This is a genomic window from Paraburkholderia panacisoli (genome assembly GCF_008369935.1).
In the GTDB taxonomy this organism is placed as follows: domain Bacteria; phylum Pseudomonadota; class Gammaproteobacteria; order Burkholderiales; family Burkholderiaceae; genus Paraburkholderia; species Paraburkholderia panacisoli.
Window position 1 is genome coordinate 111470 of record NZ_VTUZ01000001.1, and the last position, 25357, is coordinate 136826.

A 25357-nucleotide genomic window follows, 5' to 3' on the forward strand; every position below is an offset into this window, starting at 1 on the left:
TCTGGAACTACGCGCGGCCATGTGAAACGCGAGACTGCCGGGCGAGCGAGTCGACGATCACCGCGATCGCCAGCACCGCGCCGGTGATCATGAAGCGCAGCGAGGAGGACAGGTTCAGCAGCGTCAGGCCGCTGGCGATCGACTGGATCACGATGATGCCCAGCACCGCCGAATACGCGCTGCCGCGGCCGCCGAAGAGGCTGGTGCCGCCGATCACCGCCGCTGCGATGGCATTCAGGTTCACGTCGCCACTGCCGGCCTGCTGACTGGCCGACGCGAGCCGCGCCGCAGTTAGCACGCCGCCGAGCGCGGCGAGACTGGCGCACAGCACGAAAGCGCTGGTGTAGATGGCGCCGACCTTGATGCCTGCCCGCCTCGCGGCCTCGTGATTGCCGCCGACCGCGTGCATCGAGCGGCCCCAGCGGGTTCTCTTGAGCGCATAGTCCATCGCGACCGACAAGCCGAGAAAGATGCCGAACATCAGCGGGACGCCGCGTCCCTGGTTGAGGTAGACAACCACGGCCTCCAGCAGGACCGTGAGGGCGACGGCGCGCACGAGAAGGCTGCTCACCGAAGGCGCGGAGAGTTGGGACGCACGGCGGCGCTCACGCGTGCGCAGCCCGATCACCAGCATCACGGCCCCAGGGATCAGCGCAATCAGATACGCGATGACAGCGGGGATGATGATGAGCTGCCCGAGATTCACCATCGTCGAGCCGTAGGGCAGGTTGATCGAGCCGGTGGCGCCGAGGACGTACAACTGCATCCCGAGGATCGCGAGCAGTCCGGCCAGCGTCGCGACGAAGCTCGGCATGCCGAGCCGGTTGAGCAGCAGCGCGTACAGAGCGCCGACCAGCGCGCCGACGGCGATGGCAGCGGCGATCGCGAGCAGCACCGGCCAGCCATGATTGACCCAGAGCATACCTACGAGGGCCGAAGCGAAGCCGCTCATCGAGCCCACCGACAGATCGATTTGTCCCACCATCAGCACGCAGACGATGCCCAGTGAGATCACGCCGACTGTCGAGCAGTCGAACAGCAGGTTCACCAGGTTGTCGGCCGACAGGAACACCGGGTTCAGGCTGGTGAACACGGTCCAGATGATCACCAGGCCGGCGACGACCGGCAACGATCCCAGGTCGCCCGAGCGCACCCGTTCGACGAAGGCGGAAACGGTGCCGCCAATGCCGGTGGCGTGCTTGACGCGGATATCGCTGCGGTCGAGCAGCGTGGGCGGCGGCGCGCCTTGCGGCTCACGCTGCGGGGCGCCTTGCATTTCATCGTTCATGATCGTTCCTTTATCTAGGCGCCCTGTTCGGCCTGGCGCCGGCCGGCACGACGTGACACGGCGTTTTCGGTGGCACCGGTGATCGCGGCCACCAGTTCCTGATTCGAGGAGTCGGGATAAAAGACGCCGTTGTTGCGGCCGAGCCGCAGCACCACGATCCGGTCCGCCACGGCGCGAACGTCTTCCATGTTGTGGCTGATCATGATGACCGCGTGGCCGCGGTCGCGCACCCGCTCGATCAGGTTCAGCACCTCGGCGGTCTGGGCCACACCGAGCGCCGCCGTGGGCTCGTCGAGCATGATCAGCTTCGGGTCCAGCAGTAACGAGCGCGCGATCGCCACGGTCTGGCGCTGCCCGCCCGACAGTGAGGCAACCACGTCGCGCACGCTCGGGATGCGGGCCGAAAGCTCGTTCAGTAGCGTCCAGGCCTTCACCTCCATCGCGACCTCGTCGAGGCGCAGCGGATTCAGCTCGCGTCCAAGGTAAATGTTCGCGACGACATCGAGGTTCTCGCACAGCGCGAGATCCTGGAACACCGTGGCGATGCCGAGATCGAGCGCCGCGCCCGGATCGGGCAGCGTTACCTCCTTCCCATCGAACATGATCGTGCCGGTGCTGGGTTGATGGACCCCAGCGAGAACCTTCACCAGGGTTGATTTCCCGGCACCGTTGTCGCCCACCAGGGCGACCACTTCGCCGGCATGCACGTCGAGCTCGATGTCCGTCAGGGCCGAGACCGCTCCGAAGTTCTTCGAAACGCCGCGCAGGCTCAGCACCAGCTCGCCACGCCTGGATCGTGTTGTGGAGTTGTCAGTCATGGGACGGATACCTCTTCGAGAGTAGTGGGACCCGGCACGCGCCGGATCCCGTCCGCGGCTTGCGTCGCATTTGCGTCGCGTTTGCGCCGGATCAGTACGTGATGCCCAGCTTCTTGCATCCTTCGGCATAGCGGTCGGTGCACAGGTCCTTGCCGCTCGCGAACCCCTTGTCTACGACCTCCGCCTTGAGGTTCTTCGCCGTAATGACCGCGGGCTTGAAGAGTTGAGACGGTGTGTTGAAGAGCGTCGTTTCAGCCTTCGGGGTCTCGCCGGACAGGTAGCCCACTGCTACTTTCGCCGCTGCGGCCGCGACGATCTCGCTCGGCTTCAGGATCGTGTTGTACTCGTCGCCCGCGATGATCAACTGCAGTCCCGCGATCGTCGCGTCATTGCCGGTCACAGGTGGCACCGGATTGACGCCGGCTGCCTTGAAGGCCGCGACGGCGCCGCCGCCCGTGCCGTCGTTCGCGGCCACGACACCGACAATCTGCGGGCCGAAGCGCGTGATCTGCCCGCTGACCCACTGCTGGGCCTTCGGCGGCGCCCAGTCCGGCGTGTCGTATTCGGCCAGCGTCTTGTAGCCGCTGCCCTCCAACCCGGCGTGGATCCCCTTCTTGATCAGTCCTGCGGCCGCGTCGGTCGGCGAACCGTTGACCTCGAGCACGCCGCCCTTGCTGGTCGGCACCCCCGTCTCTTTCAGGTGCTGGACGAGCGACTGCGCGATGGCCTTGCCGATCCCCTCGTTGTCGAACGATACGTAGTAGTTGGCCGGCGTCGAGGGCACGGGGCGGTCATAAGCGATGACCTTGATTCCCTGGCCCTGTGCCATATGGACCAGCGACGCGGCGGCCGTCGAGTCCACCGGGTCGAGCACGATCACCTTGGCGCCTTGCGCGATCACCGAATTGAACTGCTGCTGCTGCGTCGAGACGTCGGCATTGGCGTTCTGATAGAGCACCTTGCAATTGGGGCAGAGCTTGCCCATTTCAGCCTTGAAGCCAGGGAAGTCATGCTGTTCGTAGCGCGTCGATGCCTGGTCGGGCATCAGGAAGGCGACCGTGCCACTGGGCGCGGCCAGTGCCGCTGTGCTGCTGATCAAGCTCAGGCTCATGGCGCTAGCGCCGATCAGGCGGTTCGAAAGTCGGGTCATCGAGTGTCTCCGTTTTTAGAAAATTCCGGCGCGGATGCTGCCGTGATTGGACTGCGGGAGCGGCTTCTTGTTGAAGTTCGTCGGGTGTTTGCCAGCGTTGTCCAGATCAATGCCCATCATGAGCCTCAAAGGCGTTAGCGACATGCGCGGCGCCACGCGAGTCATTCGCACTGGCAGCATTGAGGCGTTGGCAGGCGCGCCATCGCGAAGGCGACATGCCCTTCAGCGACAGGAACTGCCGATTGAAATTGGACAGGTTATTGAAGCCGACCTGATAGCAGATATCGGTGATATTCAGTTCGCCTGACATCAGCAATTGGCACGCGAGATTGATGCGCAGCCTGTTCACGTACTGCACGAAGGGCACGCCGGTGTGCCGCCGAAAATATCGCGAAAAGGCGCTGACGCTCTGTCCCGCGAGTTCAGCCAACTCCGTTTCGCGCAATTCTTGCGACAGGTTCTTGCCCAGGTAGGACAGCACGTGATTGATGCGCGACTCGGCATAGCGCGCTGGATCCGCACAATAAGCAGCGCTTGCGAGCGTCACCGGCGCGACGCTTTGCACGAGCAGATCAAACAAGGCAAGAAACAACGTGAGGCGCCGGATGCCATTCGCGCACAACATCTCGCGCATGACCGGTTCAACGGCCGCGCCCGTTTCCGGTGTGAACAGCACACCACGACGCGAGGCATCGAGTAGCAACTCCACGCGCTTGAGCTCCGGGAAAGCCTGGATCGCGTGCGCGATGAACCCGGCATCGAACTGCAGGATAAGACAGCGCTCCTCGACATGCTCGCCATGCGGCACATTGCTGACCCAGTTGTGCGGCAGATTCGATCCCACCATCACGAGATTGCCGGGCGCGAAATTGCCGATGTAATCGCCGACGAAGTATTTGCCCGTCGTCGACGTAATCAGCTGAATCTCGTACTCAGGGTGGAAGTGCCAGCGCACGGTGCGATACGGATACCCATGCGACCAGACCTTGAACGACTCATCTCGCGGCACCGCGACCAGTTCCAGGTCCGGCTGCGCGATCCTGGCGTGGGGGCCATCGGTGCGCGCTGTGGCACGCAGCGTCGTGTGCATCTGTCTTCCTCCTCAAGACTGCTTTGCTTTTTGCGGTGCACGTACAACCTGGAGTGCCCAGCCATGAGAGAAAGTTAGCGCTGGTGCCGATATCCCACCACTGAAAATAAGACCGAGGACTAATACTTTATTGCATTCGGGTTAGTCCGTACGGCATCGAGCGTCAACTTTTGTGCAATGCGGGAGCGGGCAATCCGCACGCTGGCGAGACGAGCCAGCTGGTGTCGATGAAACGCTGCTTGCCGACGTGAGGATCGCCGGGCATCCATCGGCAAGCTTTACCGCCCAGACAACCGCTACCTGGACCTGGCTGTCCGGGCGCGAACGCAATATCGCGAGTCACGACTGCTTTTCCAATGTTGCTTCCCTATACTTTGATAACGAGGGCTGCGGGCCAATCAACTGATCATTAGTCAGCCTGACGATCGAACAAGCGCGAACAAGCGCGCGTTGTTCCACGCGATGGGGCGGCACATCGCATGCGTCGCGGCGCAGCAGCGCCAATCTGGAGCGAGACATGAGCCTGACTGCACCTGCGACATCCGACTCGGGCCATCACGACGACCCCGTGCATCGCCGGCCGGCGACGTCGGCACTCGCACTCGCGGCCTTGGGTGTCGTATACGGCGATATCGGCACGAGCCCGCTCTATACACTGCAGACCGTGTTCGATCCGGTGAACGGACTGACGTTGAATGCGCTCAATGTGGTCGGCATCGTGTCGTTGATCGTCTGGTCGCTGACGGTCGTCGTCTCGCTCAAGTACGTCGCGCTCATTTTGCGGGCGAACAATCACGGCGAAGGCGGCATCATGGCGCTGCTGGCGCTCGCTGCTTCGTCGGTGACGACGCGGGCCCGGTTGCGTCGTACGCTGCTGGCCGTCGGCATCATGGGTGCAGCGCTTTTCTATGGCGACAGCGTGATCACGCCTGCAATCTCGGTGCTGAGCGCAGTCGAAGGGCTGGAGGTCGCCGCGCCGTTTCTGAAGACGTGCGTGATACCCGTGACACTGGCTGCGCTGATTACGCTGTTCCTGATGCAAAAGCGCGGCACAGCCGGCATCGGCAAAATATTCGGGCCTGTGATGGTGCTCTGGTTCGTGGTGCTTGCCGTGGTGGGCGTCGTCAACATGATGAAAGCGCCTGCGATACTCGTCGCACTCAATCCGTTCGCCGGACTTGAATTCTGCCTGCATCACCGGTGGTTGGCGTTCGTTGCGTTGGGTGCGGTCGTGTTGTCGCTGACGGGCGCCGAAGCGCTGTATGCGGACATGGGGCATTTCGGTGCGAAGCCGATCCGGCTGACCTGGTTCGGCCTGGTGTTCCCCGCACTCGCGCTGAATTACATGGGGCAGGGCGCGTTGCTGCTTGCCGAGCCGGGGGCGCTGCAGAATCCGTTTTACCGGATGTTCCCGCAATGGGCGCTGTATCCGATGATCGCGCTCGCGACGATCGCGACCGTCATCGCCTCGCAGGCGGTGATCTCGGGTACGTATTCGATGACGAAACAGGCGATGCAACTCGGCTTCCTGCCTCGGATGAATGTCGTCTATACGTCGGAAAGGGAGATGGGGCAGATATACGTGCCGGGCATCAACTGGACGTTACTGGCTGCTGTCGTGGCCGCCGTGCTCGGCTTCGGATCGTCGACGGCGCTCGGCTCCGCATACGGTATCGCCGTGACTGGCACGATGCTGATTACCACGATTCTCACCTTCTTCGTCGTGCGCTATGCGTGGCACTACAACTGGTGGCTGTGTGTCTTCGCGACGTTGTTTTTCTTTATCATCGACGCGACATTCTTCTCGGCGAATCTGCTGAAACTGACGCAAGGCGGCTGGTTCCCGCTGCTCGTCGGCCTGATCATCTACACGGTCATGGCGACATGGGGACGCGGCTGGGAAATGATGCGCGCCGAAGCGCGCGTGAGGGCTGGGACGACACCGCTGAGGCCATTCCTCACGACGCTGCTTGCCCGTTCGCCGACACGGGTCGACGGCACGGCGATCTTCCTGTCGGCTGATCCCGATGGAGTCCCGCACTCGCTACTCAACAATCTGATGCACAACCGCGTGCTGCACGCGCGCGTTGTTTTCCTGACGGTGAATAACGAAGAGATACCCTGGGTGCCGGCGAGCGAGCGGGTAAGCATTCAGTCGCTCGGCTCGGACTGCTACCGCATCACGATCACGTATGGCTTCATGGATGAAGTCGATCTGCCGCGCGCATTGGAGATATGCAAGACGTCGGGGCTGGCCTTCGAGCCGGCGGACACCTCTTATTTCCTCAGCCGTGCCACCGTGGTGCCCACACGTGACAGCGGCATGGCCATGTGGCGCGAGCGGCTGTTCGCGGTCATGCTGCAGAACGTAGGCAACGTTGCGGCCTATTTGAAGCTGCCTGCCAATCGGGTGATCGAGTTGGGCGCGCGCGTGGAAATATGACGCGCTCATGCGGGTCGAGTGGATGTGCGGGATTCAATTCAACTCTCGTAGGCTGCTCGAGTAGCCGACTCGATAGGCTTCTCCGCGATGCCGCCATAGTCGGCTTGATCAGGTTTGCCCGCCTGCCAATCGGCCGAGGTCCGGAAGACGTCGCGCGGATGCACTAAAACTTGCGCCGCGGCGGTACGTTTCGAGTGTCAGGCTTACTTGTGCATCAATGCCCGTATCGCTTGCGCTGCCATAGGATGTCCCATGTCCGATGCGACGAAATGGGCCACTTTGCGATCAGCCAGGCCGATGGTCACGTAGTCGTTCGGTGCTTTCGTGTTGAGCCCGTCCGATGCCGAGTGATATTCGATGCGCAACTGCGCCGCGGTGGCGACGATGCGCAGATAGCCGTAATTGCTGTCGTCGTAGTTTTCCAGCACGACCTGATCCGTCGTCGCCGACGCCGCTTGCAGAATCTGCGGCGCTCGGATGGCGGGCGCGCCTTGCGCGGCGAGCTTGATCAAACCATGTCCACCGTTGCCGCACACGAGATAGGGAATCTGCGTGCCGTCGGCATTGCGCGTACGCGTGAAGCGCTGATAGTTGTGCGCATGGCCGGAGAGAAAAGCATGAGGCCAGACGCCGTTGGCTTCGCACACCGCGTCGATCTGCGCCAGCATGGCGGGGCTCGATCCATGTCCGCCCGCGCAGTAGGGCGGATGATGATCCGCGAACAACAGGGCCCCCGTGAACTTCTCTGCCTTGACGCGTTTGAGCGCGGCGTCGAGAAAATCGAGCTGAGTGCTTCCGATGTTCGGGTCCGAGATCACGCCCGGATCTTCGAGCGTGTTGCTGTACAACACCAGCACGCGCACGAACGGCGCGTCGAACGTGAAGAACACGCCGGGCTGAATTTGCGCGGTACGCGATAGCCCACCGGCTTCCGGCGTCGCTGCAAAGATATCCGCGCAAAAGTTGCGCAGGAACGCGGCAAGGCTCGCGGCGTGCGCCTCGGGCGATACCATCCCGTCGTGATTCCCCGCGCAAGCGAGGATCGGCGCCGGATAGTTCCGGTACGGTTCGTAAAACTGATCGTAGTAGTACGCGCCTTCGCCGAAGCTATAGACCACGTCGCCGAGCATCAGCGCGAACTGCGGCACTTCGGCGGCGTTGGTCTCGTTGAAGTCGGCGGTCAGTTTATCGGCTACTTCGTTCTGGGTCGCAGGGCCTTTCGTATTGCCGCAGTCGCCCAGCGCATGAAAAACGAGTTGTCCGGCGGCCGTGATCCTGTCGATCGCTGCGGTGTTGCCGCCCATGACTTCGACGAGGGAGAGCTGAGGTTCCACGCCGCCTCTCGGCGCGGGAAACGGCAATGGAAACAGCTTGTGTTCCGCATTGAGCTTGTCGATCTCCTTGTAGGCGGCGGCGTCCGATGGATGAGGCACACGAAACACCGTCGGATCGGCGGTTGGCTGGGGCTGCGCGAACACGGGTTTGTTCAGCACGCGCGACTGGGGCGCGATGGCGGTGGCGAGCCGGGCAGCCTGGTCTGAGCGGCCGCCACGGGCGGCGGACTTCCTAGCGCGAACTGTGGCCTTGGTGGCCGTCTTTTTCTTGCCTTCTGCTTTCGCTGTGCTTTCTTTCGTCTTCGTTTTTGGTTTCGACTCGCGTTTTGCCGACATGAGCGCCTCCTGAGGAAGAGTAAGCGGGGAAGGGCGACGGTGTTGAACCTCCCATCCATCGAACGCTACGACACGCGCATTGCGGAAAAGTGTCGCGAGCGAGTCGGGCCGGTTCGCCGCCTCGACCGTGGCGCGCGGCGGCCGCACGCCGCGGGGCCCGCAACGATTGAGGAGGGACTAGGGCTGGCTGCGCGACTCGTCAACCTGCTCGCCGATGAACACAGTCAGGCCGATGCAACCGGACGGCATACGGTGGTGTTCGAGCCCTATGGGTGACGCTGGTATCGCGTGGGGGGCTCGACTATCTGCTCAAACGCAGCGAGGTCCCGCATGCCATTGGATGAGGCACACGATCAGCGCTTACGAAGTCGACTGCCTCGCTATCGCGAAGCTGGAAGTCTCTATCCGCCAAGTCATCCAACGTGCAACGCAACATGCCGCAGGCTGTGCCGGTGCATGCGGCCATCGTCGCCGATGAGATCATGAGAAGAACGTGCCCGCGCCGCGAGTTCCCCTGACCTAGGCGTCGAACGGCGACCTGATGTCGGCGCCCGCAATAAACCGGGCCAAACGATCCCTGGCTTCAACCACGTGGCGGGTCGGCGCGCTCGCGAACTGCCGTCAAGAATCCGCAACACTCCTTATTTCTTGATCGAGCGCGTCCACGGCGCGAGACGGCTCCATGGCGTTCGGAACCGCGGGACAGAAGTCGGGCAGGAGCGGTCGTTCAAAACCCCTTCCGGGATTGTCGAAAACCCTTGAACAACATTGCTAGTTACCATCGCAGGTGCACGTTCCTCTGGCCTCGGGCCAAAGTCGTGCGCCTTTGGACACCGTTGTAGGTCGCGGTGACCTGGTACGTACTGTCCGGCCCAGTAATAAAGCAGCGTGGGCCGTCGGCTTTAAACGAGGCAACTTCCTCATCATTGCGCGAGAGTGTGACATCTACACCCGCAAGGTACTTACCACGGGGACCCTGTGTAAATAGTAGTCCCCTGTCGAAATTTCCGGCCTTCGCACGCATCGCCTGCTGTTCGTCCTGGCCTACGCCCCCGCACAGATAGGTGATCTGGCCAATGGTGCGCGGTTCAAGATTGGCAGCCTGCGCAGCGTGCCATGTGGTCATGGCAATCGCGGCAATCACCAGCGGGCGAAGACGGGAATGAGAAGCAATCGAGCCATAAGCAACGGCAGGGTTGTCGGCGGTATTCCATTTGAGATCGTGAGCGCGCATGGTTGCCCTCGAGTAGTCAGTCCCGGAGATCAAAATATATGTCAAAACCAGGGACGTTACTAACTCAAAGTCAACACGCCCACGGGTTACGACTGGCGAAGCAGAGTTGAGAGATGCTTGGCAGAGACATGACCGTTTTCGTTTTCACCCGGATGACGAAGGCGTCTACTATAAATGCCGGAACGATGTGTCCGGCCGTTACTTTCTCTCAAACACAGCGCGGAAGGCAATCGAGCAGCAAACTTTCATCATCGGCCAGCAGGCGACATTCGACCGCAATTTCACTCAGTCATTCGGATGTCAGCTTCGATACGGCAAACGGCCGCTAGCTTGCGAAGGTGGTCGAGAGCGGGGTCTTGCATCGGCAATCGTAATCGCCGAGTGTAAACTGGCACGGTCGGACGCTTCTGGTCCTTCGCGGATTCATGGGCTTGCCGACTCAAGCGGCAATTCAGTCCGCTCCACTCATCAGAGACTTGATCGGAAGAGGGATGTCATGGCAAGGGATGAAATTGTCTGGGGGATCCTGGGCACCGCAAAGATCAACGACAAGGTTGTCGTGCCCATGCACAGCGCGCCAAAGTGTCGGGTGAAGGGCATCGCGTCGCGATCTGGGGAGAAGGCTCGGGAAGCCGCGGCCAGATATGGTTTGACTGTCGCATACGACAGTTACGAGGGGCTCCTGGCGGACCCGGAAATCGACGCGGTATATATTCCGCTACCCAATCACATCCACGTGGAATGGACGATCAAAGCCGTCGAGGCGGGCAAGCACGTTCTGTGTGAAAAGCCGATCGGGCTGGACGCCCAACAGGTTGAACGACTCATCGCTGCGCGCGACAGGAACGGCCGATATATACAGGAAGCCTTCATGGTTCGCACGCATCCGCAATGGTTGAAAGTGCGGACCTTGATCGACGAAGGTGTGATTGGCGAATTGCGGGCGGTGACCGGTGGCTTCACCTATAACAACACGAACGCGCACGATATCCGCAACCAGAGCGAACTCGGTGGCGGCGGTCTGCTCGATATTGGTTGTTATCCCATCACAACGTCACGCTTCATTACCAGGTCTGAGCCAAGGCGAGTGGTTGCTCTGATGGAGCAGGATCCAATATTTAAAGTGGATCGGCTTGGCTCTGTGCTGATGGACTTTGATGGTATGCAGGCGAGTTTCTTTTACTCGACTCAGACCCATGGCTATCAGCGAATGCAATTTCATGGGACCAAGGGGCGGGTCGAGGTCGAGATTCCATTCAATGCACCGAACGATCGACCGACGCGGCTATTGGTGAGTGAAAACACAAGCGCCGGTGTCGGGTCTGAGCGCTGGGTGGAACTTCCAACGTGCGATCAATACGGCATCGCAGCCGCCACGTTCGCCGAGGCGATATTGAGTGGAAGCCCACAGGCTATTCCGCTAGAAGATGCGCGCGCAAATATGCGAGTGATCGACGCCGTGTTCCGCTCGGCTCGCTCGGGCGCGTGGGCGACAATCATGGAAAGTTGAGGTGCTACGCAGGCGCAACCTCCGCCGTTCAACGTGCAAGAAGTGTCGAAGCTGAGCGCCACGTTTCGCGCGCGATAGGGACAGGGCTTCGGCCCTGGTTTCGGAAGCGACCTTTAGCGGGCTTCGACGCGAGCTCATCTCCTTCCACGGGGAGATCTTCCACAATTCCTCGGCGCGCCGCTGCATACGCGGCTGGATCTTGGATATACCCGGGTGCACCACGACGTAGTCGGCGACATCGGCGTCGCGCAGTTTCCTGGGTAGCTTCACCTGGGCGTGGGCACGCGCCACCTGTTCAACGGCGACTTCGCGCTTGCCACCCAGGCGCTGAGCGAGGTCGTCGCGCGTCGTTGGCATCGACGTCCCGCAACTTGCTACGGATGCTGTCATCGGCCTGGTTTGTGGACACGGCGGTTCGTTGCCGAAATGCGAACCCGCTCGCTTTATTCAAAACCGTGACGAGCGCCGCCACAGCAGAGCGGTTTCCACGTATCGGACGAGATGCAGTCAGGCACCGCCATCGCACCGCAGCGGTCGTCCATGACATGAATGCAAAAGTGCTCATATCGAGCAGTCACGGATTGCGAAAGTCGTGCAAGCCGATCTATTTTTCTTATCGCTCCGCCATGCGAGAAGCTGGCAGGAGAACCCGCTCACGAGTCGGCAATTTACTTCTCCATCGCATCTATCCCCTTGATTTTTATGCGTTCTGTAATTGAAAGCCGGGCTTTCGTCACGCCTGTAATTCCATGTTGCGCATGGAAAGCTTCGGATAGCTTATTTTGAACGAGCCGTCATCAACGGTCTCGCTCCTTCTTTCCCGCAAGCTTGCCGCCTATATTGAAACGCGCGCATCGAGGTCGTTTGCGGTGCGTCCGAAGCGTTTCCATTTTGAGCGGCGGCGACAACGTCCGCATCAATCGACGACAATGACAGGAGACAAAGATGCCTGTACTTTTCCCAACAGGATGGGCGACACGCGGCATGCTCGCTGCGTCGCGAGCCTTGCGAAATACGAGGCGCCCGAAGCGGCCCACGAGCGGACGATCAATCGCATGCCTAATCACGGCCTTCGTCCTGACATTGACGATCGCCATGCCATTCGGCGCCAACGCCACTAACTCCAACTCCAACACAAACGCCAACTCAACCGGTTTGGCAAACCTCCCCGCAGTCATGCCCGCGATGAACTGCGCAGCCGTGATGAGCATGGACCTCAGTGGCGTGACCGACGGCACGGTCACGATCACATCCGCTACGGCGCTTCCTGCCGGAGCGGTCGTGGGGAAAAACACATTGCCCGCCCCGGTGTGCGACGTGAAGGGAACGATCGGACCGGGCGCGTCGTTGTTCGAGTTGCAGTTGCCCACGCAAGGCTGGACACAGCGCTATTTGCAGGCCGGCTGCGGCGGCCTTTGCGGCAACCTGTCGGTCAATGCGCCGATGGCTTCGACCTGCGTGCCCGTAACCAACGGGCAGATCGCGATGGCCGCGACCGACATGGGTCATGAAGGCGGCAACGACGGCTCATGGGCGCTCAGTGCGCAGGCCAAGATCGATTTCGCGTATCGCGGCGAGCACGCAACGGCACAGGTAGCCAAGGCGATCATCAACAAGTTCTACGCGCGTCCCGCGAAGTACTCATACTTCGACGGCTGCTCCGATGGCGGCCGCGAGGCGTTGATGGAAGCACAGCGTTTCCCGGACGACTTCGACGGTATCGCAGCAGGTGCGCCGGCCAACGACCTGATCGTGCAGAACACATTCCACCACGCGTGGCCCGCGGTGATCAACGTCGATCCGAAGACCGGCAAGTACATTCTGCTGGCGAGCAAGCTGCCGCTGATTCATGCGGCAGCACTGAAAGCGTGCGATAGCCTCGACGGCGTGACCGATGGCGTGATCGACAATCCGCGGGCCTGTCATTTCGATCCATCGACGCTGCTATGTGCGAAAGGCCAGGACGCATCCACCTGCCTGTCGCCGGCCGAAGTGGGCATCGTGCGCGCGATTCACGACGGCGCGACCGATTCGAACGGCGTGCATCTGGAGCAGACGATCTCCCGCGAATGGGGCGGCGAACTGAACTGGTCGCTGTTCGTGCCGGTGACCGATGCCGGGCCGAGCGGGTCGATCAACTTCGTTCTGCCGTTCCTCGCGTACCTCGACTACTTCAATGGCTCGAAGCCGTCCGCGACACTGAGCGACCTCAAGTTCACGATCGAGGGCTTCATGAAGACCGTCCCCACGTCGAACTACCTCGCAGCAACCGACCCGGATCTGAGCCCGTTCGCTCGTCGTGGCGGCAAGCTGATCCTGTGGCACGGCCTCGAAGATCAGCACATCACGCCGGAGGGCACGATCGAGTACTACGAGCAGATGAAGAACGTGATGGGTAGCGACAAGGCCGACCAGTTCACCCGTCTCTACCTGTTCCCCGGCGTCGCGCACTGCGGTGGCGGCGAAGGTCCGAACACGTTCGACATTGTGACCTCGGTGATGGCGTGGGCCGAGACCGGCACGAAGCCGGGCAAGATCGTCGCGTCGATCATTGACTCGACCGGCCAGACGACACGTACACGTCCGGTGTTTCCGTATCCGGCTGTGGCGCGTTACACGGGCTCGGGCAGCACCGACGACGCGGCCAACTTCGTTGCCAATACGCCCAACAGCGAGCCGTACGTCAATCCGCACTGGATTGGCGAGTGGCTCTACTCGCCAGGTTATGAAGCGTGGTGCCAGGCTCAAGGCTCGCTGTTGAACTGCAAGGGCGGCAACAACTGGAGTGACTACCGCAAGATCTCCACTCACGCCGGAGACAGCGGTAAGTAACGCGCTATTGGCCTGACTGATGGCGGTTCCTGTTGCACGTGCGCCGATCTCGAAGAGATCGGCGCGAACTTTTTCGGACGCATGACTCGAAGCATGAGCATGAGCATGAGCATGAGCATCAGCGAGCAGCGGCAGAACACCCCCGTGCTCGCGCGCCTGCATGCCCACTCATCTTCGCGGTCACCAACCACTCACCACAGCGCCGGAAGAATATCCACGAACAGTATCTTCACGATCGTCATAGCGGGGAAAATCATCGCGTAACCGATGTCCGGCTTGTCGGTCGGCGTGAGCTTGTTGGCGAACGCGAGGATCGCCGGATTGCCGCACGCGCCCGTGACGATGCCCGCCACTTCATCGAAAGGCAGCCGGTACACCAGCAGCCCCAGAATCAGAATCGGCACGACCAGCGCAAGCAGCACGAGCGCGCCGAGGCCGAGCATCAGCAGGCCGGTTTGCGAGACTGTCGCGGCAAATCGCGGCCCCGACGACATGCCCACTTGCGCGAGGAAAATCGTCAGTCCGAGGTTGCGCAATACGAGGTTAGCGGGCAGCGGCATGGTCCAGTGAATGCCGCCGGTGCGGCGCACTTTGCCTAGCACGAGTGCTACGATCAGCACACCGCACAAACCGAGCGAAAGCTTGCCGAGGCCCGGCAGCGGAAGCTGGATCGCGCCGACCAGGAAGCCGAGCGCCATGCCGAGGCCGACCGAGATATAGCTGAATTCCGCGGTGCCCTTGATCGAATCGCCGAAGTACGCGCGCAATGCCGGAAACGCGGAGCGCTTCGTCAGCAGCCCGACGCGGTCGCCATATTCCAGCACGAGTTCGGGGTTCGGCATGATGTCGGCGTCGCCGCGCCGCACATGCGCGACGATCGAGCCTTCGGGCAGTGTCAACTCGCCGAGCGCGCGGCCCATCACGCTCGCGCGCGAGGCGAACACGCGCAGATAATCCAGGTCGCCGCGATCGCGCAGCATGCGGCCGGGCGCCGTCTCGCCCAGACGTTTGCGGGTCTCGGCAAGCGCCGCGCCGTTTGGACTGACGGCGAGCACGACGTCGTTCTCATTCAGCACGAGTTCGGGCGAGGCCGTCGCATTGTGATGAGCGCTGCGCACCGCGACAATCTGGACGTCGGAGGGCAGCGCGGTGAGCGCTTCGGCAAGCGTCTTGCCGCAAAAGTCCGGATTGCGCAGCGCGATTTCGAGAATATCGAGGCCGGCGTTCGTGGCCGTCGCGATCTTCTGCGGACGGATCAGAAACGCCAGGTAGAGCAGCAGGATCGGACCGGCCACGCCGAATGGATAGGAAACCGAATAGCCGACCGCCGCATCGTCGTTGCCGAGCGCCGCAATCGCCGCTTGCAGCGCGGCGGTGCTGGTGCCGGCGCCGGCAAACAGACCGAGCGCATAGCCCGGGTTGAGTTGCAGAATCTTCTGGATCGCGACACTCATCGCGCCCGCGCACAATACGCCGATCAGCGCGAGCAGGTTAGCGCGTCTGCCGGACGCGCTGGTCAACCCGAGAAAGAACTGGGTGCCGTATTGGACCCCGACGGTGTAGAGGAAGAGCGCGAGCCCGAGCGTGCCGACCATCGGCGCGGGCGCGGATTTCGGCGCGAACCAGCCGGCCGCCAGCGCGACGAACAGCACCGCGCCGACGCCGAGCGAAAAACCTTTGATGTTGAATTCACCGATGAAATAGCCGATTGCGACGGTGAGGAACAACGTCATCAACGGCTGATGCTCGAGAAGCGTCTTCAGGAAATCCACGTTTCCTCCGCTAGCGGTTCAGACTTCGGCTCGTGCTGGTCTTTGCGGCTGTGATGCGTTCCGGATGCAGTAGAGCGGCGTTTCGCGACGCGGCTCCAGCGTAACAATCTAACAGATTAACGGGTTGGCTTCTTTTCCGCCGGCGCGCGGCAGCGGCCGCCGGGCCCGCGCGCCGCGCGAGCCCTCCTGCGCCGCTCACGCGCTCATCAGGCAGCCCCGAGCGCCACGAACCGCTCCAGATGATGGTCCTCGTCGCCCAGCTGATGATCGATCATCACCAGACGCTTCGCATAGTGAGCAAGCGGCAGTTCCCACGTCATGCCGATCCCGCCATGCAACTGGATGCATTCTTCCGCGACCCGCGCGCCGATTCTGCCGATGCTGTATTTCGCCGCCGACAGCGCGCGCTCACGCACGCGGCGCTCGGCGCCGAGCGCCGCGGCCGCGTTGATCACCGCCGAGCGCGCCTGCTCGATTTCGAGCAGCAGATCGGCCATCCGATGCTGCAACGCCTGAAAGCTGCCGATCGGCACGCCGAACTGCTTGCGCGTGCGCAGATAGTCGAGCGTGTGGTCCTTCGCGACATCCATCGCGCCGAGTGCTTCGGCGCACAGCGCGAGCACGCCGCAGCCGATCGCGTATTCGAGCGTCGCGAAACCGACGCCCGCCGCGCCGAGCAACGCATCGTCGCCGAGCGTCACGTTGTCGAACGTAACCTCGGCCGCGCGTCCGCCATCGATCTTGCGATAGCCGCGCACGCCGACGCCTTTTGCGTCGCGCGGCACGAGAAAGAGTGTGATGCCTTCTTGCGCATCGTCGGCGCCTGCGGTGCGCGCCGACACGAGAAAGTGCGACGCATGTTCGCCGTGCTGGACCACCGCTTTCGCGCCGTTCAGTTGCCACATGTCGCCGCTGCGCTGAGCCCGCATCGTCACGCGCGACAATTCATAGTGAGAATCCGGCTCGCCGTGCGCAAGCGCGACGATCCGCGAACCGTCGATCAATGCGCCGAGCGTCGCTTTCTGTGCGTCGTTGCCGCTGAGCGCGATGGCGCGGCCGACAATGAGCGTATCGAGAAACGGCTCGACCACGAGAGCGCGGCCGAGGCTTTCGAACACCACCGCGATATCGAAGCCGCCGCCGCCCAACCCGCCATCCGCTTCATCGAACAGGGCGCCGATCACGCCAAGCTCGGCGAAGCGGTTCCATAGATCGCTGCTGAACCCTTGCGCCGAACTTGCGATCCGGTCGCGAGTGGCGAAGGCGTACTGCTCGCTGACGAAACGGTTGAGCGTATCCGCCAGCATGCGGCGGTCTTCGGTGTGCTGGAAATTCATGACGTGCGCCCCTTACAGTCCCAGGATCATTTTGGAAATGATGTTCTTCTGGATTTCGTTCGAGCCGCCGAAGATCGACAGCTTGCGGTTGTTGAAGTAGAGCGATGCGGCGCTCGCGGCTTCTTCGGGGCCGACCGGCGTGCCTTCGAAGCCGTCATGCAAGGCTTCCTCGACGAACGGCTGCGCATACTGGCCCATCGCGCGGCGCGTGAGCGACGAGATTTCCTGGCGGATCTCGGTGCCGCGAATCTTCAGCATCGAACTTTCGGCGCCGGGCACGCCGCCGCCCGCCACGGCCGCGATCACGCGCAGGTTGGTGGTCTTCATGTTCTCCAGGTCGATCTCGACGCGCGCCATACGTGCCGCGAATGCCGGGTCTTGCGCCAAAGGCTTGCCGTTGCGGCGCTGCCTGGCGGCGATCTTGCGCAGCCGATTGAAGGCGGCCACCGAAAAGCCGACGCCCGCGATATTCGTGCGCTCATACGTGAGCAGATACTTCGCGTAGGTCCAGCCCTTGTTCTCTTCGCCGATGAGATTCGCCGCCGGCACGCGCACGTCGGTGAAGAACACTTCGTTGACTTCGTGCTCGCCGTCGAGCGTGATGATCGGGCGCACTTCGACGCCGGGCGTATGCATGTCGATCAGCACAAAACTGATGCCTTCCTGCTTGCGCACGTCGGTCGCGGTGCGCACGAGGCAGAAGATCATGTTCGCGTAGTGCCCGAGCGTGGTCCACGTCTTCTGTCCGTTGACGATGTAGTGCTCGCCTTGCGCATCGGTGCCGCGCACGGCGGTGGTTTTGACCGACGCGAGATCGGAGCCGGCGCCCGGTTCCGAATAGCCCTGGCACCACCAGTCGGAGCCATCGAGAATGCGCGGCAGCCAATGGCGCTTCTGCGCTTCGCTGCCGTATTTGATCAGCACCGGGCCGAGCATGTTGACGCCGAACGGCACCACGCGCGGCGCGCCGGCCAGCGCGCATTCGTTTTCGAAGATGAATTTCTGCACCGCGTTCCAGCCCGGGCCGCCGTACTCTTTGGGCCAGTGATTGGCGAGCCAGCCTTGGGCGTTGAGAATCGCGTGCCATTCGGCCATGTCGTCGCGCGTGAGACGGCGGCCGCCATGCACTTTGTCGGCGAGACGCTGCGGGAGCTTGTCGCGCAGGAACGCCAGCACGTCGGCGCGAAAGGCTTCTTCTTCCGGGGTGAAGTTCAGGTCCATGGCGGGTTGTTCCGTGTTGGAGTGAGCGGGGAGCGGACCGGTGCGCGCCATGCGCGCGCGGTCCTGATCCACAAGATGATGAGCCGTTTCAGGCCGTCTGGTTGAGGCTCGCGAAATCGGCGCCGCGCTCCACGAGGTCGACCAGCAACGGCGACGCTTGCCAGAACAGCGGGTCCTCTTTGGCGAACTCGCGGATGTCGGCGAGAATCTTCGGCAGGCCGACCATGTCCGCATATTTCATCGGGCCGCCGCGATAACGCGGAAAGCCGTAGCCGTACAGGAAGGTCACGTCGACATCCAGCGGCCGCAGCGCGATGCCTTCATGCACGACGTTCGCGCCTTCGTTGATCATCGCGGCCATGTAGCGGCGCACGATCTCTTCGTCGGTGAACGTGCGCGGCGTGATACCCGCGCGGGCACGTTCCGCGTCGATGATCGTCTCGACTTCCGGGTCGGGCGCGCCGCTGCGCGAACCTTCGGGGTACAGATAAAAACCGCGCCCGGTCTTCTGGCCGAACCAGCCGCGCTCGCACAGGCGGTCGGCAATCTGCACGTAGCGTGCCGCGGGGTTGCGGGTGGCCGCGCGGCGCTTACGCGCGGCCCAGCCGATGTCGCCGCCCGCGAGGTCGACCACCTGGAACGGCCCCATCGGAAAGCCGAAGGCGCGCACGGCGGCGTCGATCTGATACGGCGATGCGCCGTCTTCCATCATCGCGTCCGCGGCGCTGCGATACACGGCGAGCACGCGGTTGCCGATGAAGCCGTCGCACACGCCCGCGCGCACCGGCGTCTTGCGCAGCTTCTTCGCGAGTTCGAACGCGGTGGCGACCACGTCGGCGCTGACCTGCTTCGGCACTACCACTTCGAGCAGCTTCATGATGTTGGCCGGCGAGAAGAAGTGCAGGCCGATCACGTCGGCCGGGCGCGAGATGCTGGCCGCGACCGCGTCGATGTCGAGATACGACGTGTTGGTCGCGAGCACCGCGCCCGCTTTGCACACGCGATCCAGTTCGGCGAACACGGCCTTCTTCACCGCGAGGTCTTCGAACACGGCCTCGATCACGAGGTCGGCGTCGGCGAGCGCGTCGTATGACGTGCTGCCGCTCCAGCGCGTCATGATGTCCGCCTTTTTCTCCGCGCTCAGGCGGCCCTTGGCGATCAGGCCGTCGTAGACTTTCTCGATGTGCGCGCGACCGCGTGCGAGCGACTCGTCGTCGCGTTCGATCATCGTCACCGGCAGGCCCGCGTCGAGCGCCGCGACCGCGATGCCCGCGCCCATCGTGCCGCCGCCCACCACGCCGATCTTGTCGAGCGCGCGTGGTTTGGCGTCACGCGTTTCCGGCGCCTTCACCACTTCGCGCTCGGCAAAGAACGCGTGAATCAGCCCCGCGCGCTGCGGGCTGTCGATACATTGCAGGAACAGTTTGCGTTCGAGCCGCAGGCCTTCCTCGAATGGCTGTTCGATCGCGGCTTCGACGGCCTCGACGATCTTCAGCGGCGAGAACAGTCCGCGCGACTTCTTCGCGGTTTCCGCGCGTGCCGTTGCGACGGCGGCGAGGCTCGCGGCGCGATCATGAAGCGCCGCGGCGTCGCGGGTGCGGCGCACCGGCGCGTGCGCGGCCAGCAGTTCGTGCGCATAGGCAAGCCCTTCGGCGAGGATGTCGCCGCTACTGCCCAGCCGGTCGATGAGGCCCAGCGCCAGCGCTTCTTTCGCGCCAGCATGCCGGCCGCTGAGGATCAGATCGAGGGCCGCGGCCGCGCCAATCAAACGCGGCGTGCGCTGCGTGCCGCCCGCGCCCGGCAGCAGGCCGAGTTGCACTTCGGGCAAGCCGAGCTTCGCGCCGTCGACGGCGATCCGGTAGTGCGCCGCGAGCGCGACTTCCAGGCCACCGCCGAGCGCGGCGCCGTGAATCGCGGCGACGACCGGTTTCGTGCACGCCTCGATGCGGTTGCACACGTCCGGCAGCGAAGGTGGCACCGGCGGCTTGCCGAACTCGCGAATATCCGCGCCCGCGATGAAGTTGCGGCCCGCGCCGACGATCAGCACGGCCTCGACGGCGCGCTCGGCGTCGGCGGCTTCGATCGCGGCGAGCAGGCCCCGCCGCACGTCGGCGGACAGCGCGTTGACCGGCGCGTGGTCGATGGTCACCAGCAGCACCTTGCCGCGCAATTCACGTGTGACAACGTCGGTCGAAGGGTTGAGGGTCATGATGTCGTCTCCTGACTGTTATCGGGGTTGAAGCAGGGGCTCAAGCGAATGCCGGACCGCGCCTCGGGCGAGGCCGGCGGGGGCTTGGCGAATTGTCCCGATTGTGGATCGGTCAAGGTTCGTTGACAATTACATGGACGGTTGACAGACTGTCAAAATTATTTTGACAAAGGCGCTGCGATGGACGTCAATTCCCTGACCTTGCTGGTGGACATCCTCGACGCCGGCAACCTGAGCGAAGCCGCGCGGCGGCTGAAAATGAGCCGCGCGAACGTCAGCTACCACCTGAATCAGCTGGAGCGCTCGATCGGGCTGCAACTGGTCAGGCGCACCACGCGCCGGGTCGAACCGACCGAAATCGGTCTGCAGCTCTACGAACATGGCCGCACCATCCAGAACGCGCTGCTCGCCGCGCGCGAGTCCGTCACGATGCTCGGCAAAAGCCTGCAGGGCCGCGTGCGGCTCAGTGTGCCGAGCGGCTACGGCCAGATCGTGATGTCCGACTGGCTGATCGCGTTCAAGCGGCTGTATCCCGGCATCGTGCTGGACGTGATGTTCGAGAACCGCGTCGAGGACCTGATGCGCGACGAAGTCGACATCGCGGTGCGGGTGATGTCCGAGCCGCCACAAAATCTGGTCGCGCGCGATATGGGGCCGGTGAGTTACGTGGCGTGCGCGTCGCCCGCTTTTGCGCAAACGCACGGGATGCCCGCGAAGCTCGACGATCTGCGCACCGCGCCGCTGATCACGGCGGCGGTGGTCGGCAGGCAGTTGCGCGTGGCCGCTTATCTGCGCGACGAGCGGCACGAAGTGCTGCTGGAGCCGGCCATCATCTCCGAGAATTTTCTGTTCTTGCGCCAGGCGGTGCTGGCCGGTTTGGGGGTGGGGATCGTACCCGACTATGTGGTGCAGGACGACCTGAAACGCGGCGACGTGGTGACGGCGCTCGATGAATGGCGCCTGAGCATTTTCGGCACGCATATGTACATGCTCTATATGCCGAACCGGCATCACACGCGTGCGGCCGCGACATTTATCGAGTTTATCTTGCAGCAGGCGCATGGGACTGGTCGAGGCGCGGCGGCCTGATTGCCGGGGTGGTGGAAGTGAAGGGGGCAAGCTCGCTGCCGGATGTGACGTGTCGCAATCGAAGCGCTGCCCGACTCACCCACCCAGCTTGCGTCCGATCGCCGTTCTGATCAACGGCACGCCGACTTGCAACAGCTTGCGCACGCCTTCGTCGCGTCCGACTTTCTCGACCGCGTTGTCGATCATCGTCTGCATCACGTCGGCCGGATAGAACTCGCGGAATAAAGCGTTTACGCCTGTCCCGGCAAATAGCTGATGCAGGAACGAACCGGCCGGCGGTCCAATGCGGTTGAACACTCCCATCTTGATGAGGCAATTGTTCCAGAGGTGCAGTGCGTATGAGTTAGCGCACCACGCCGAACACTCGTCCAGATACCGCGGCAGAAACACCTTGTAGTAGTCGTCGATATGCACGGGGTAGAAGAGGCTTCCGGGCAAGCCGGCCCGTATGCCGTAGACGGCGGTCAGAAGGCGCGGACCCGTGTCGCCCCAACGGGTGTCGGTCCGCTTCATTGCCTCGATCCGCTGGCGCAACTCTTGCAAACGCGGGTCTTTCGGGCCGAGGCGCAGCAGCGCCGTGCCGAGGCTGTTGGCTGTCGCCCTGCCGATCAGGTCGCCGGGGGCATCGAGGTCGAAATCCCGCAGCAGCAACATGTCGGTATCGATCCAGATCTCGTCCGACTTCGTGAACATCGCGTAACGGAAGTAATCCGAGAAATGCGCGATAGAAGGCACGCCTTTAATCGGGAAATCGTTCAGCGCATCAGGCGGCAGAATTTCGCGCGCGTCTTTCGCCATCACGCCGGCCGGCAGGTGCTTGATCGCCTCGTAACTGTAGAGCGACACCGCGCTGCCATAAGCGGTGAACGAAGTCAGACTCGCCACTTCATACGGCGAGAATTCGGGGCCATGCCAAAACGACGCAAATCTTGCCTGGCTCATAGCGTATCCAGAGAGGCCACTCCGCATGATGCGCGCCGCCGTGCACCTATGACAGGCGCAAGGCTCCGGGCACAGCTACTCTGCCGGATACTACGCGAGCGGATTGCACTGAACAGACACTAGGCCGTAATTGCACACGCGTTGTCGCGAAACGTTGAAGTGGGGTAGCAAGCGCGGTCTGAAAGCAAGTAGCGAATGTCATACGTGCCGAGTTCAGTGGTGCATGGGTACGATGTTTCGGTGCGCCGTGTCGCGACCTCGACGCGCGCGGGCGCGAAGCGCGAAGCGTACGATCGAATCCAACGGTGCATGCAGCGCAACTTGCGCGCCAGGACCGCGCAAACCACATAGCGACACGAAGGAGACATTGATGAACCTCGAAGGCCAGACCTACGATTCACTGACGGCAAACTTCGCATGGCGCATTCCGGCGCGCTACAACATCGGCGTCGACGTGTGCGACAAATGGGCCGACGGTTCGGGCCGGCTCGCGCTGATCTACGAAGACGCCGACGGCCGCGCCACGCACTACACGTTCGACCAGCTGAAGACGCTGTCCGACCGCTTCGCGAACGCACTGCAGGCGAGCGGCGCGCAACGCGGCGACCGCGTCGGCATCTTCCTGTCACAATCGATCGAAACGGCCATCGCGCATCTCGCCGCATACAAGGCGGGCATGGTGGCCGTGCCGCTGTTTGCGCTGTTCGGTGTCGATGCGATCGAGCATCGTCTCGGCGACAGCGGCGCCGTCGCGCTGATCACCGATCACGCGGGCGTGCAGAAGATCGACGAGATCCGCGCGGCGTTGCCCAAGTTGCGCAGCGTTTTTAGCGTGGACGCCGAACAGGATCATGCGGAACCGGCCGCACCGGTGCGTTCGTTCTGGCACGCGCTCGAAAGCGCATCTGCCGACTTTACGCCGGCCGACACCGGCGCAGACGATCCCGCGATCATCATCTACACGTCGGGCACGACCGGCAAACCGAAGGGCGCGTTGCACGGACACCGCGTCCTGCTCGGCCATCTGCCGGGTGTCGAGATCTCGCAGCAGGGCTTCCCCGCTCACGCCACGCTGATGTGGACGCCGGCGGACTGGGCGTGGATCGGCGGCCTGTTCGACGTGCTGCTGCCGTCGTGGCATCACGGCGTCGCCGTGCTCGCGCGCCGCTTTGCGAAATTCGACGGCGAGGCCGCGTTCGATCTGCTCGCGCGTCACGCGGTCTCGCATACGTTCCTGCCGCCGACCGCGCTGAAGATGATGCGCGGCGTCGAGCGGCCCGAGCGCTGGACGCTCGCGCTGCGCTCGGTCGCGAGCGGCGGCGAATCGCTCGGTGAGGAACTGGTCGGCTGGGGCCGCCAGGCGCTGGGCGTGACGATCAACGAGTTCTATGGGCAAACCGAATGCAACGTCGTGGTGTCGTCGTGCGCGGCGCTGTTCGAGCCGCGCTTCGGCGCGATCGGCCGCGCGGTGCCGGGGCATCGCGTTGCCATCGTCGATGCGAACGGCAACGAACTGCCGCCTGGCGCGATCGGCGATATCGCGGTGGCCGCGCCCGATCCGGTGATGTTCCTCGGCTACTGGCGCAACGAGCCGGCGACGCGCGAAAAATTCCGCGGCCAGTTTCTGTTGACCGGCGATCTCGGCATGTGCGACGCGGACGGCTTCATCCGCTTCGTCGGCCGTGGCGACGACGTGATCACGAGCGCCGGCTACCGGATCGGACCGGCGTCGATCGAGGATTCGCTGCTGCGTCATCCTGCGGTCTCGATGGCCGCGGTGATCGGCGCACCGGATCGCGAGCGCACTGAAATCGTGATGGCGTTCGTGGTGCTCAAGCCTGGCTTCGTCGGCGATGAAGCGTTGGTGCGGGAGATTCAGCAGCATGTCAAAACGCGTCTGGCCGCGCATGAGTATCCGCGCGAGATCCGCTTTGTCGAGAGCCTGCCGTTGACGGCGACGGGCAAGGTGATCCGCAAGACGTTGCGCGAGGGGCTCGTGCAGGATGCGCAGGGTCCCGCTGCAAAGAATTGAACGCCGCGCGCTGAACGCCCCCCGCCAGCCATGGCTGTTGCATCGAAACCAGGGGCGGTGTCACGTGCATTGCCGTTTGCGCGCGAGGGCGTGACGACCAGCCAGTTCGTCGTGAAGCTTTATGACGAACTGATTGCGCTGCGTGGCGGGATGCCGAGCAATTTCGCGTCGTTTTTGCGGGTGTGCTGTCTGCGCTATCTGTCGTTGCGCACGGAAGGAGAAGGGCCGCATGCTACGATGCTCCGCTGATTGCGCATAGCATACCGTCGGAGACACAGATGCGTCCGGAGAATGCCGCCCGTTTCGATCAACAGTTTGCGCCTCGTATCGCCGAGGCCATAGCCGCCTGTTTTGCGGCCACCGTGCATACCGAAGTGCTGCCCTACGGCGGGCCGGGGCATCCCACTCGCGTGCGGATCTACGCGGCGCCGCTCGACAAACTGGGCCACTATCCGCATCCGTTGAATCTGTATCTGACCTGGGACAGCGACGAGATCGAGAGGTTGATGGATGCGCAGGGGCAGACGCGCTTCGCCAGATATCTCGCCGCGCTGCCGCGCAAGCTGAGCGCGTGGACCCACGCGCGTGAACTCGATTTCCTGTCGCATACGCAAGGCGAACCCGTGGCATTGATCGGCGGGCTCGACTTCGAGTCGTGAGCGGCGTGATGAGCGCCGGGTCACGCGCACCACCCGGTCACCCGCAATCGCGACAATCGTT

18 protein-coding genes and 1 pseudogene are annotated in these 25357 nt (G+C 63.0%); 8 read left to right on the top strand and 11 right to left on the bottom strand.

Annotated features, from left to right (window positions below; all coding sequences use genetic code 11):
• Window positions 1-7: 7 nt before the first annotated feature.
• The 4 genes from FVF58_RS00520 to FVF58_RS00535 form a co-directional block, all read right to left on the bottom strand.
• On the bottom strand, window positions 8-1288 hold the full coding sequence (locus FVF58_RS00520; RefSeq protein WP_188130671.1) for a sugar ABC transporter permease: 1281 nt from the start codon (window positions 1286-1288) through the stop codon (window positions 8-10).
• A 14-nt stretch (window positions 1289-1302) separates the two neighbouring features.
• Window positions 1303-2106, bottom strand: a complete 804-nt coding sequence (locus FVF58_RS00525) for an ATP-binding cassette domain-containing protein (protein WP_149668000.1) — start codon at window positions 2104-2106, stop codon at window positions 1303-1305.
• Between the two features lie 91 nt (window positions 2107-2197).
• Window positions 2198-3256, bottom strand: a complete 1059-nt coding sequence (locus FVF58_RS00530; protein WP_149668001.1) for an ABC transporter substrate-binding protein — start codon at window positions 3254-3256, stop codon at window positions 2198-2200.
• Window positions 3257-3362: 106 nt separating this feature from the next.
• Window positions 3363-4346, bottom strand: coding sequence for an AraC family transcriptional regulator (locus FVF58_RS00535; RefSeq protein ID WP_149668002.1), 984 nt, complete (start codon window positions 4344-4346; stop codon window positions 3363-3365).
• A 517-nt stretch (window positions 4347-4863) separates the two neighbouring features.
• On the opposite strand from FVF58_RS00535, the gene FVF58_RS00540 reads away from it, so the two are divergent.
• Window positions 4864-6789 (top strand): potassium transporter Kup, encoded by a 1926-nt coding sequence (locus FVF58_RS00540; protein ID WP_149668003.1) that lies wholly within the window; start codon window positions 4864-4866, stop codon window positions 6787-6789.
• A gap of 203 nt (window positions 6790-6992) precedes the next feature.
• Here FVF58_RS00540 and FVF58_RS00545 read toward each other — a convergent pair whose 3' ends face one another.
• Window positions 6993-8459 carry a metallophosphoesterase family protein gene (locus FVF58_RS00545; RefSeq protein ID WP_149668004.1) on the bottom strand — a complete coding sequence of 489 codons (1467 nt, stop codon included), beginning with the start codon at window positions 8457-8459 and terminating at the stop codon, window positions 6993-6995.
• 42 nt (window positions 8460-8501) lie between these two features.
• On the opposite strand from FVF58_RS00545, the gene FVF58_RS00550 reads away from it, so the two are divergent.
• The gene (locus FVF58_RS00550; protein WP_149668005.1) at window positions 8502-8735 is read left to right on the top strand and encodes a hypothetical protein; all 234 of its coding nucleotides are present in this window, start codon (window positions 8502-8504) and stop codon (window positions 8733-8735) included.
• A 499-nt stretch (window positions 8736-9234) separates the two neighbouring features.
• Here FVF58_RS00550 and FVF58_RS00555 read toward each other — a convergent pair whose 3' ends face one another.
• Window positions 9235-9585 (bottom strand): hypothetical protein, encoded by a 351-nt coding sequence (locus FVF58_RS00555; protein WP_425468902.1) that lies wholly within the window; start codon window positions 9583-9585, stop codon window positions 9235-9237.
• 604 nt (window positions 9586-10189) lie between these two features.
• On the opposite strand from FVF58_RS00555, the gene FVF58_RS00560 reads away from it, so the two are divergent.
• Both FVF58_RS00560 and FVF58_RS00565 read left to right on the top strand, forming a co-directional pair.
• Entirely contained in the window at window positions 10190-11203 is a 1014-nt protein-coding gene (locus FVF58_RS00560) for a Gfo/Idh/MocA family protein (RefSeq protein WP_149668007.1), read from the top strand.
• 984 nt (window positions 11204-12187) lie between these two features.
• Window positions 12188-14035, top strand: coding sequence for a tannase/feruloyl esterase family alpha/beta hydrolase (locus FVF58_RS00565; RefSeq protein ID WP_149668346.1), 1848 nt, complete (start codon window positions 12188-12190; stop codon window positions 14033-14035).
• A gap of 191 nt (window positions 14036-14226) precedes the next feature.
• Here the strand turns inward: FVF58_RS00565 and FVF58_RS00570 are convergent, their stop codons facing one another.
• From FVF58_RS00570 to FVF58_RS00585, 4 genes are all read right to left on the bottom strand, one after another.
• Entirely contained in the window at window positions 14227-15807 is a 1581-nt protein-coding gene (locus tag FVF58_RS00570; RefSeq protein WP_149668008.1) for an aspartate:alanine exchanger family transporter, read from the bottom strand.
• 206 nt (window positions 15808-16013) lie between these two features.
• Window positions 16014-17144 (bottom strand): acyl-CoA dehydrogenase family protein, encoded by a 1131-nt coding sequence (locus tag FVF58_RS00575; protein ID WP_149668009.1) that lies wholly within the window; start codon window positions 17142-17144, stop codon window positions 16014-16016.
• Between the two features lie 12 nt (window positions 17145-17156).
• On the bottom strand, window positions 17157-18365 hold the full coding sequence (locus FVF58_RS00580) for an acyl-CoA dehydrogenase family protein (RefSeq protein WP_149668010.1): 1209 nt from the start codon (window positions 18363-18365) through the stop codon (window positions 17157-17159).
• An 88-nt stretch (window positions 18366-18453) separates the two neighbouring features.
• Window positions 18454-20574, bottom strand: a complete 2121-nt coding sequence (locus FVF58_RS00585) for a 3-hydroxyacyl-CoA dehydrogenase NAD-binding domain-containing protein (RefSeq protein WP_149668011.1) — start codon at window positions 20572-20574, stop codon at window positions 18454-18456.
• Between the two features lie 180 nt (window positions 20575-20754).
• Here FVF58_RS00585 and FVF58_RS00590 point away from each other — a divergent pair, with 180 nt between their 5' ends.
• Window positions 20755-21663 carry a LysR family transcriptional regulator gene (locus FVF58_RS00590; RefSeq protein WP_149668012.1) on the top strand — a complete coding sequence of 303 codons (909 nt, stop codon included), beginning with the start codon at window positions 20755-20757 and terminating at the stop codon, window positions 21661-21663.
• A 75-nt stretch (window positions 21664-21738) separates the two neighbouring features.
• Here the strand turns inward: FVF58_RS00590 and FVF58_RS00595 are convergent, their stop codons facing one another.
• Complete coding sequence (locus FVF58_RS00595; protein WP_149668013.1) at window positions 21739-22605, bottom strand: hypothetical protein; 867 nt, start codon at window positions 22603-22605, stop codon at window positions 21739-21741.
• Window positions 22606-22975: 370 nt separating this feature from the next.
• Between FVF58_RS00595 and FVF58_RS00600 the strand changes: the two genes are divergently transcribed.
• The 3 genes and pseudogenes from FVF58_RS00600 to FVF58_RS00610 all read left to right on the top strand — a co-directional run bounded on the left by FVF58_RS00600 (window position 22976) and on the right by FVF58_RS00610 (window position 25296).
• Window positions 22976-24637 (top strand): acyl-CoA synthetase, encoded by a 1662-nt coding sequence (locus FVF58_RS00600; protein ID WP_149668014.1) that lies wholly within the window; start codon window positions 22976-22978, stop codon window positions 24635-24637.
• A gap of 78 nt (window positions 24638-24715) precedes the next feature.
• Window positions 24716-24886 (top strand): annotated as a pseudogene (locus FVF58_RS00605) (ribbon-helix-helix domain-containing protein); the annotation flags it as partial.
• Between the two features lie 29 nt (window positions 24887-24915).
• A complete protein-coding gene (locus FVF58_RS00610; protein ID WP_149668016.1) occupies window positions 24916-25296 on the top strand; it encodes a DUF5594 family protein in 381 nt (126 codons plus the stop codon).
• Window positions 25297-25357 lie beyond the last annotated feature (61 nt).

Excerpts from the sequence above, each read along its gene's own strand:
- FVF58_RS00610 (WP_149668016.1), top strand. The coding sequence starts at position 24,916 with ATGCGTCCGGAGAATGCCGCCCGTTTCGATCAACAGTTTGCGCCTCGT.
- FVF58_RS00560 (WP_149668007.1), top strand. The coding sequence starts at position 10,190 with ATGGCAAGGGATGAAATTGTCTGGGGGATCCTGGGCACCGCAAAGATC.
- FVF58_RS00520 (WP_188130671.1), bottom strand. The coding sequence starts at position 1,288 with ATGAACGATGAAATGCAAGGCGCCCCGCAGCGTGAGCCGCAAGGCGCG.
- FVF58_RS00580 (WP_149668010.1), bottom strand. The coding sequence starts at position 18,365 with ATGGACCTGAACTTCACCCCGGAAGAAGAAGCCTTTCGCGCCGACGTG.
- FVF58_RS00525 (WP_149668000.1), bottom strand. The coding sequence starts at position 2,106 with ATGACTGACAACTCCACAACACGATCCAGGCGTGGCGAGCTGGTGCTG.
- FVF58_RS00545 (WP_149668004.1), bottom strand. The coding sequence starts at position 8,459 with ATGTCGGCAAAACGCGAGTCGAAACCAAAAACGAAGACGAAAGAAAGC.
- FVF58_RS00585 (WP_149668011.1), bottom strand. The coding sequence starts at position 20,574 with ATGACCCTCAACCCTTCGACCGACGTTGTCACACGTGAATTGCGCGGC.
- FVF58_RS00540 (WP_149668003.1), top strand. The coding sequence starts at position 4,864 with ATGAGCCTGACTGCACCTGCGACATCCGACTCGGGCCATCACGACGAC.
- FVF58_RS00555 (WP_425468902.1), bottom strand. The coding sequence starts at position 9,585 with ATGACCACATGGCACGCTGCGCAGGCTGCCAATCTTGAACCGCGCACC.
- FVF58_RS00565 (WP_149668346.1), top strand. The coding sequence starts at position 12,188 with ATGCTCGCTGCGTCGCGAGCCTTGCGAAATACGAGGCGCCCGAAGCGG.
- FVF58_RS00595 (WP_149668013.1), bottom strand. The coding sequence starts at position 22,605 with ATGAGCCAGGCAAGATTTGCGTCGTTTTGGCATGGCCCCGAATTCTCG.
- FVF58_RS00530 (WP_149668001.1), bottom strand. The coding sequence starts at position 3,256 with ATGACCCGACTTTCGAACCGCCTGATCGGCGCTAGCGCCATGAGCCTG.
- FVF58_RS00600 (WP_149668014.1), top strand. The coding sequence starts at position 22,976 with ATGAACCTCGAAGGCCAGACCTACGATTCACTGACGGCAAACTTCGCA.
- FVF58_RS00590 (WP_149668012.1), top strand. The coding sequence starts at position 20,755 with ATGGACGTCAATTCCCTGACCTTGCTGGTGGACATCCTCGACGCCGGC.
- FVF58_RS00575 (WP_149668009.1), bottom strand. The coding sequence starts at position 17,144 with ATGAATTTCCAGCACACCGAAGACCGCCGCATGCTGGCGGATACGCTC.
- FVF58_RS00535 (WP_149668002.1), bottom strand. The coding sequence starts at position 4,346 with ATGCACACGACGCTGCGTGCCACAGCGCGCACCGATGGCCCCCACGCC.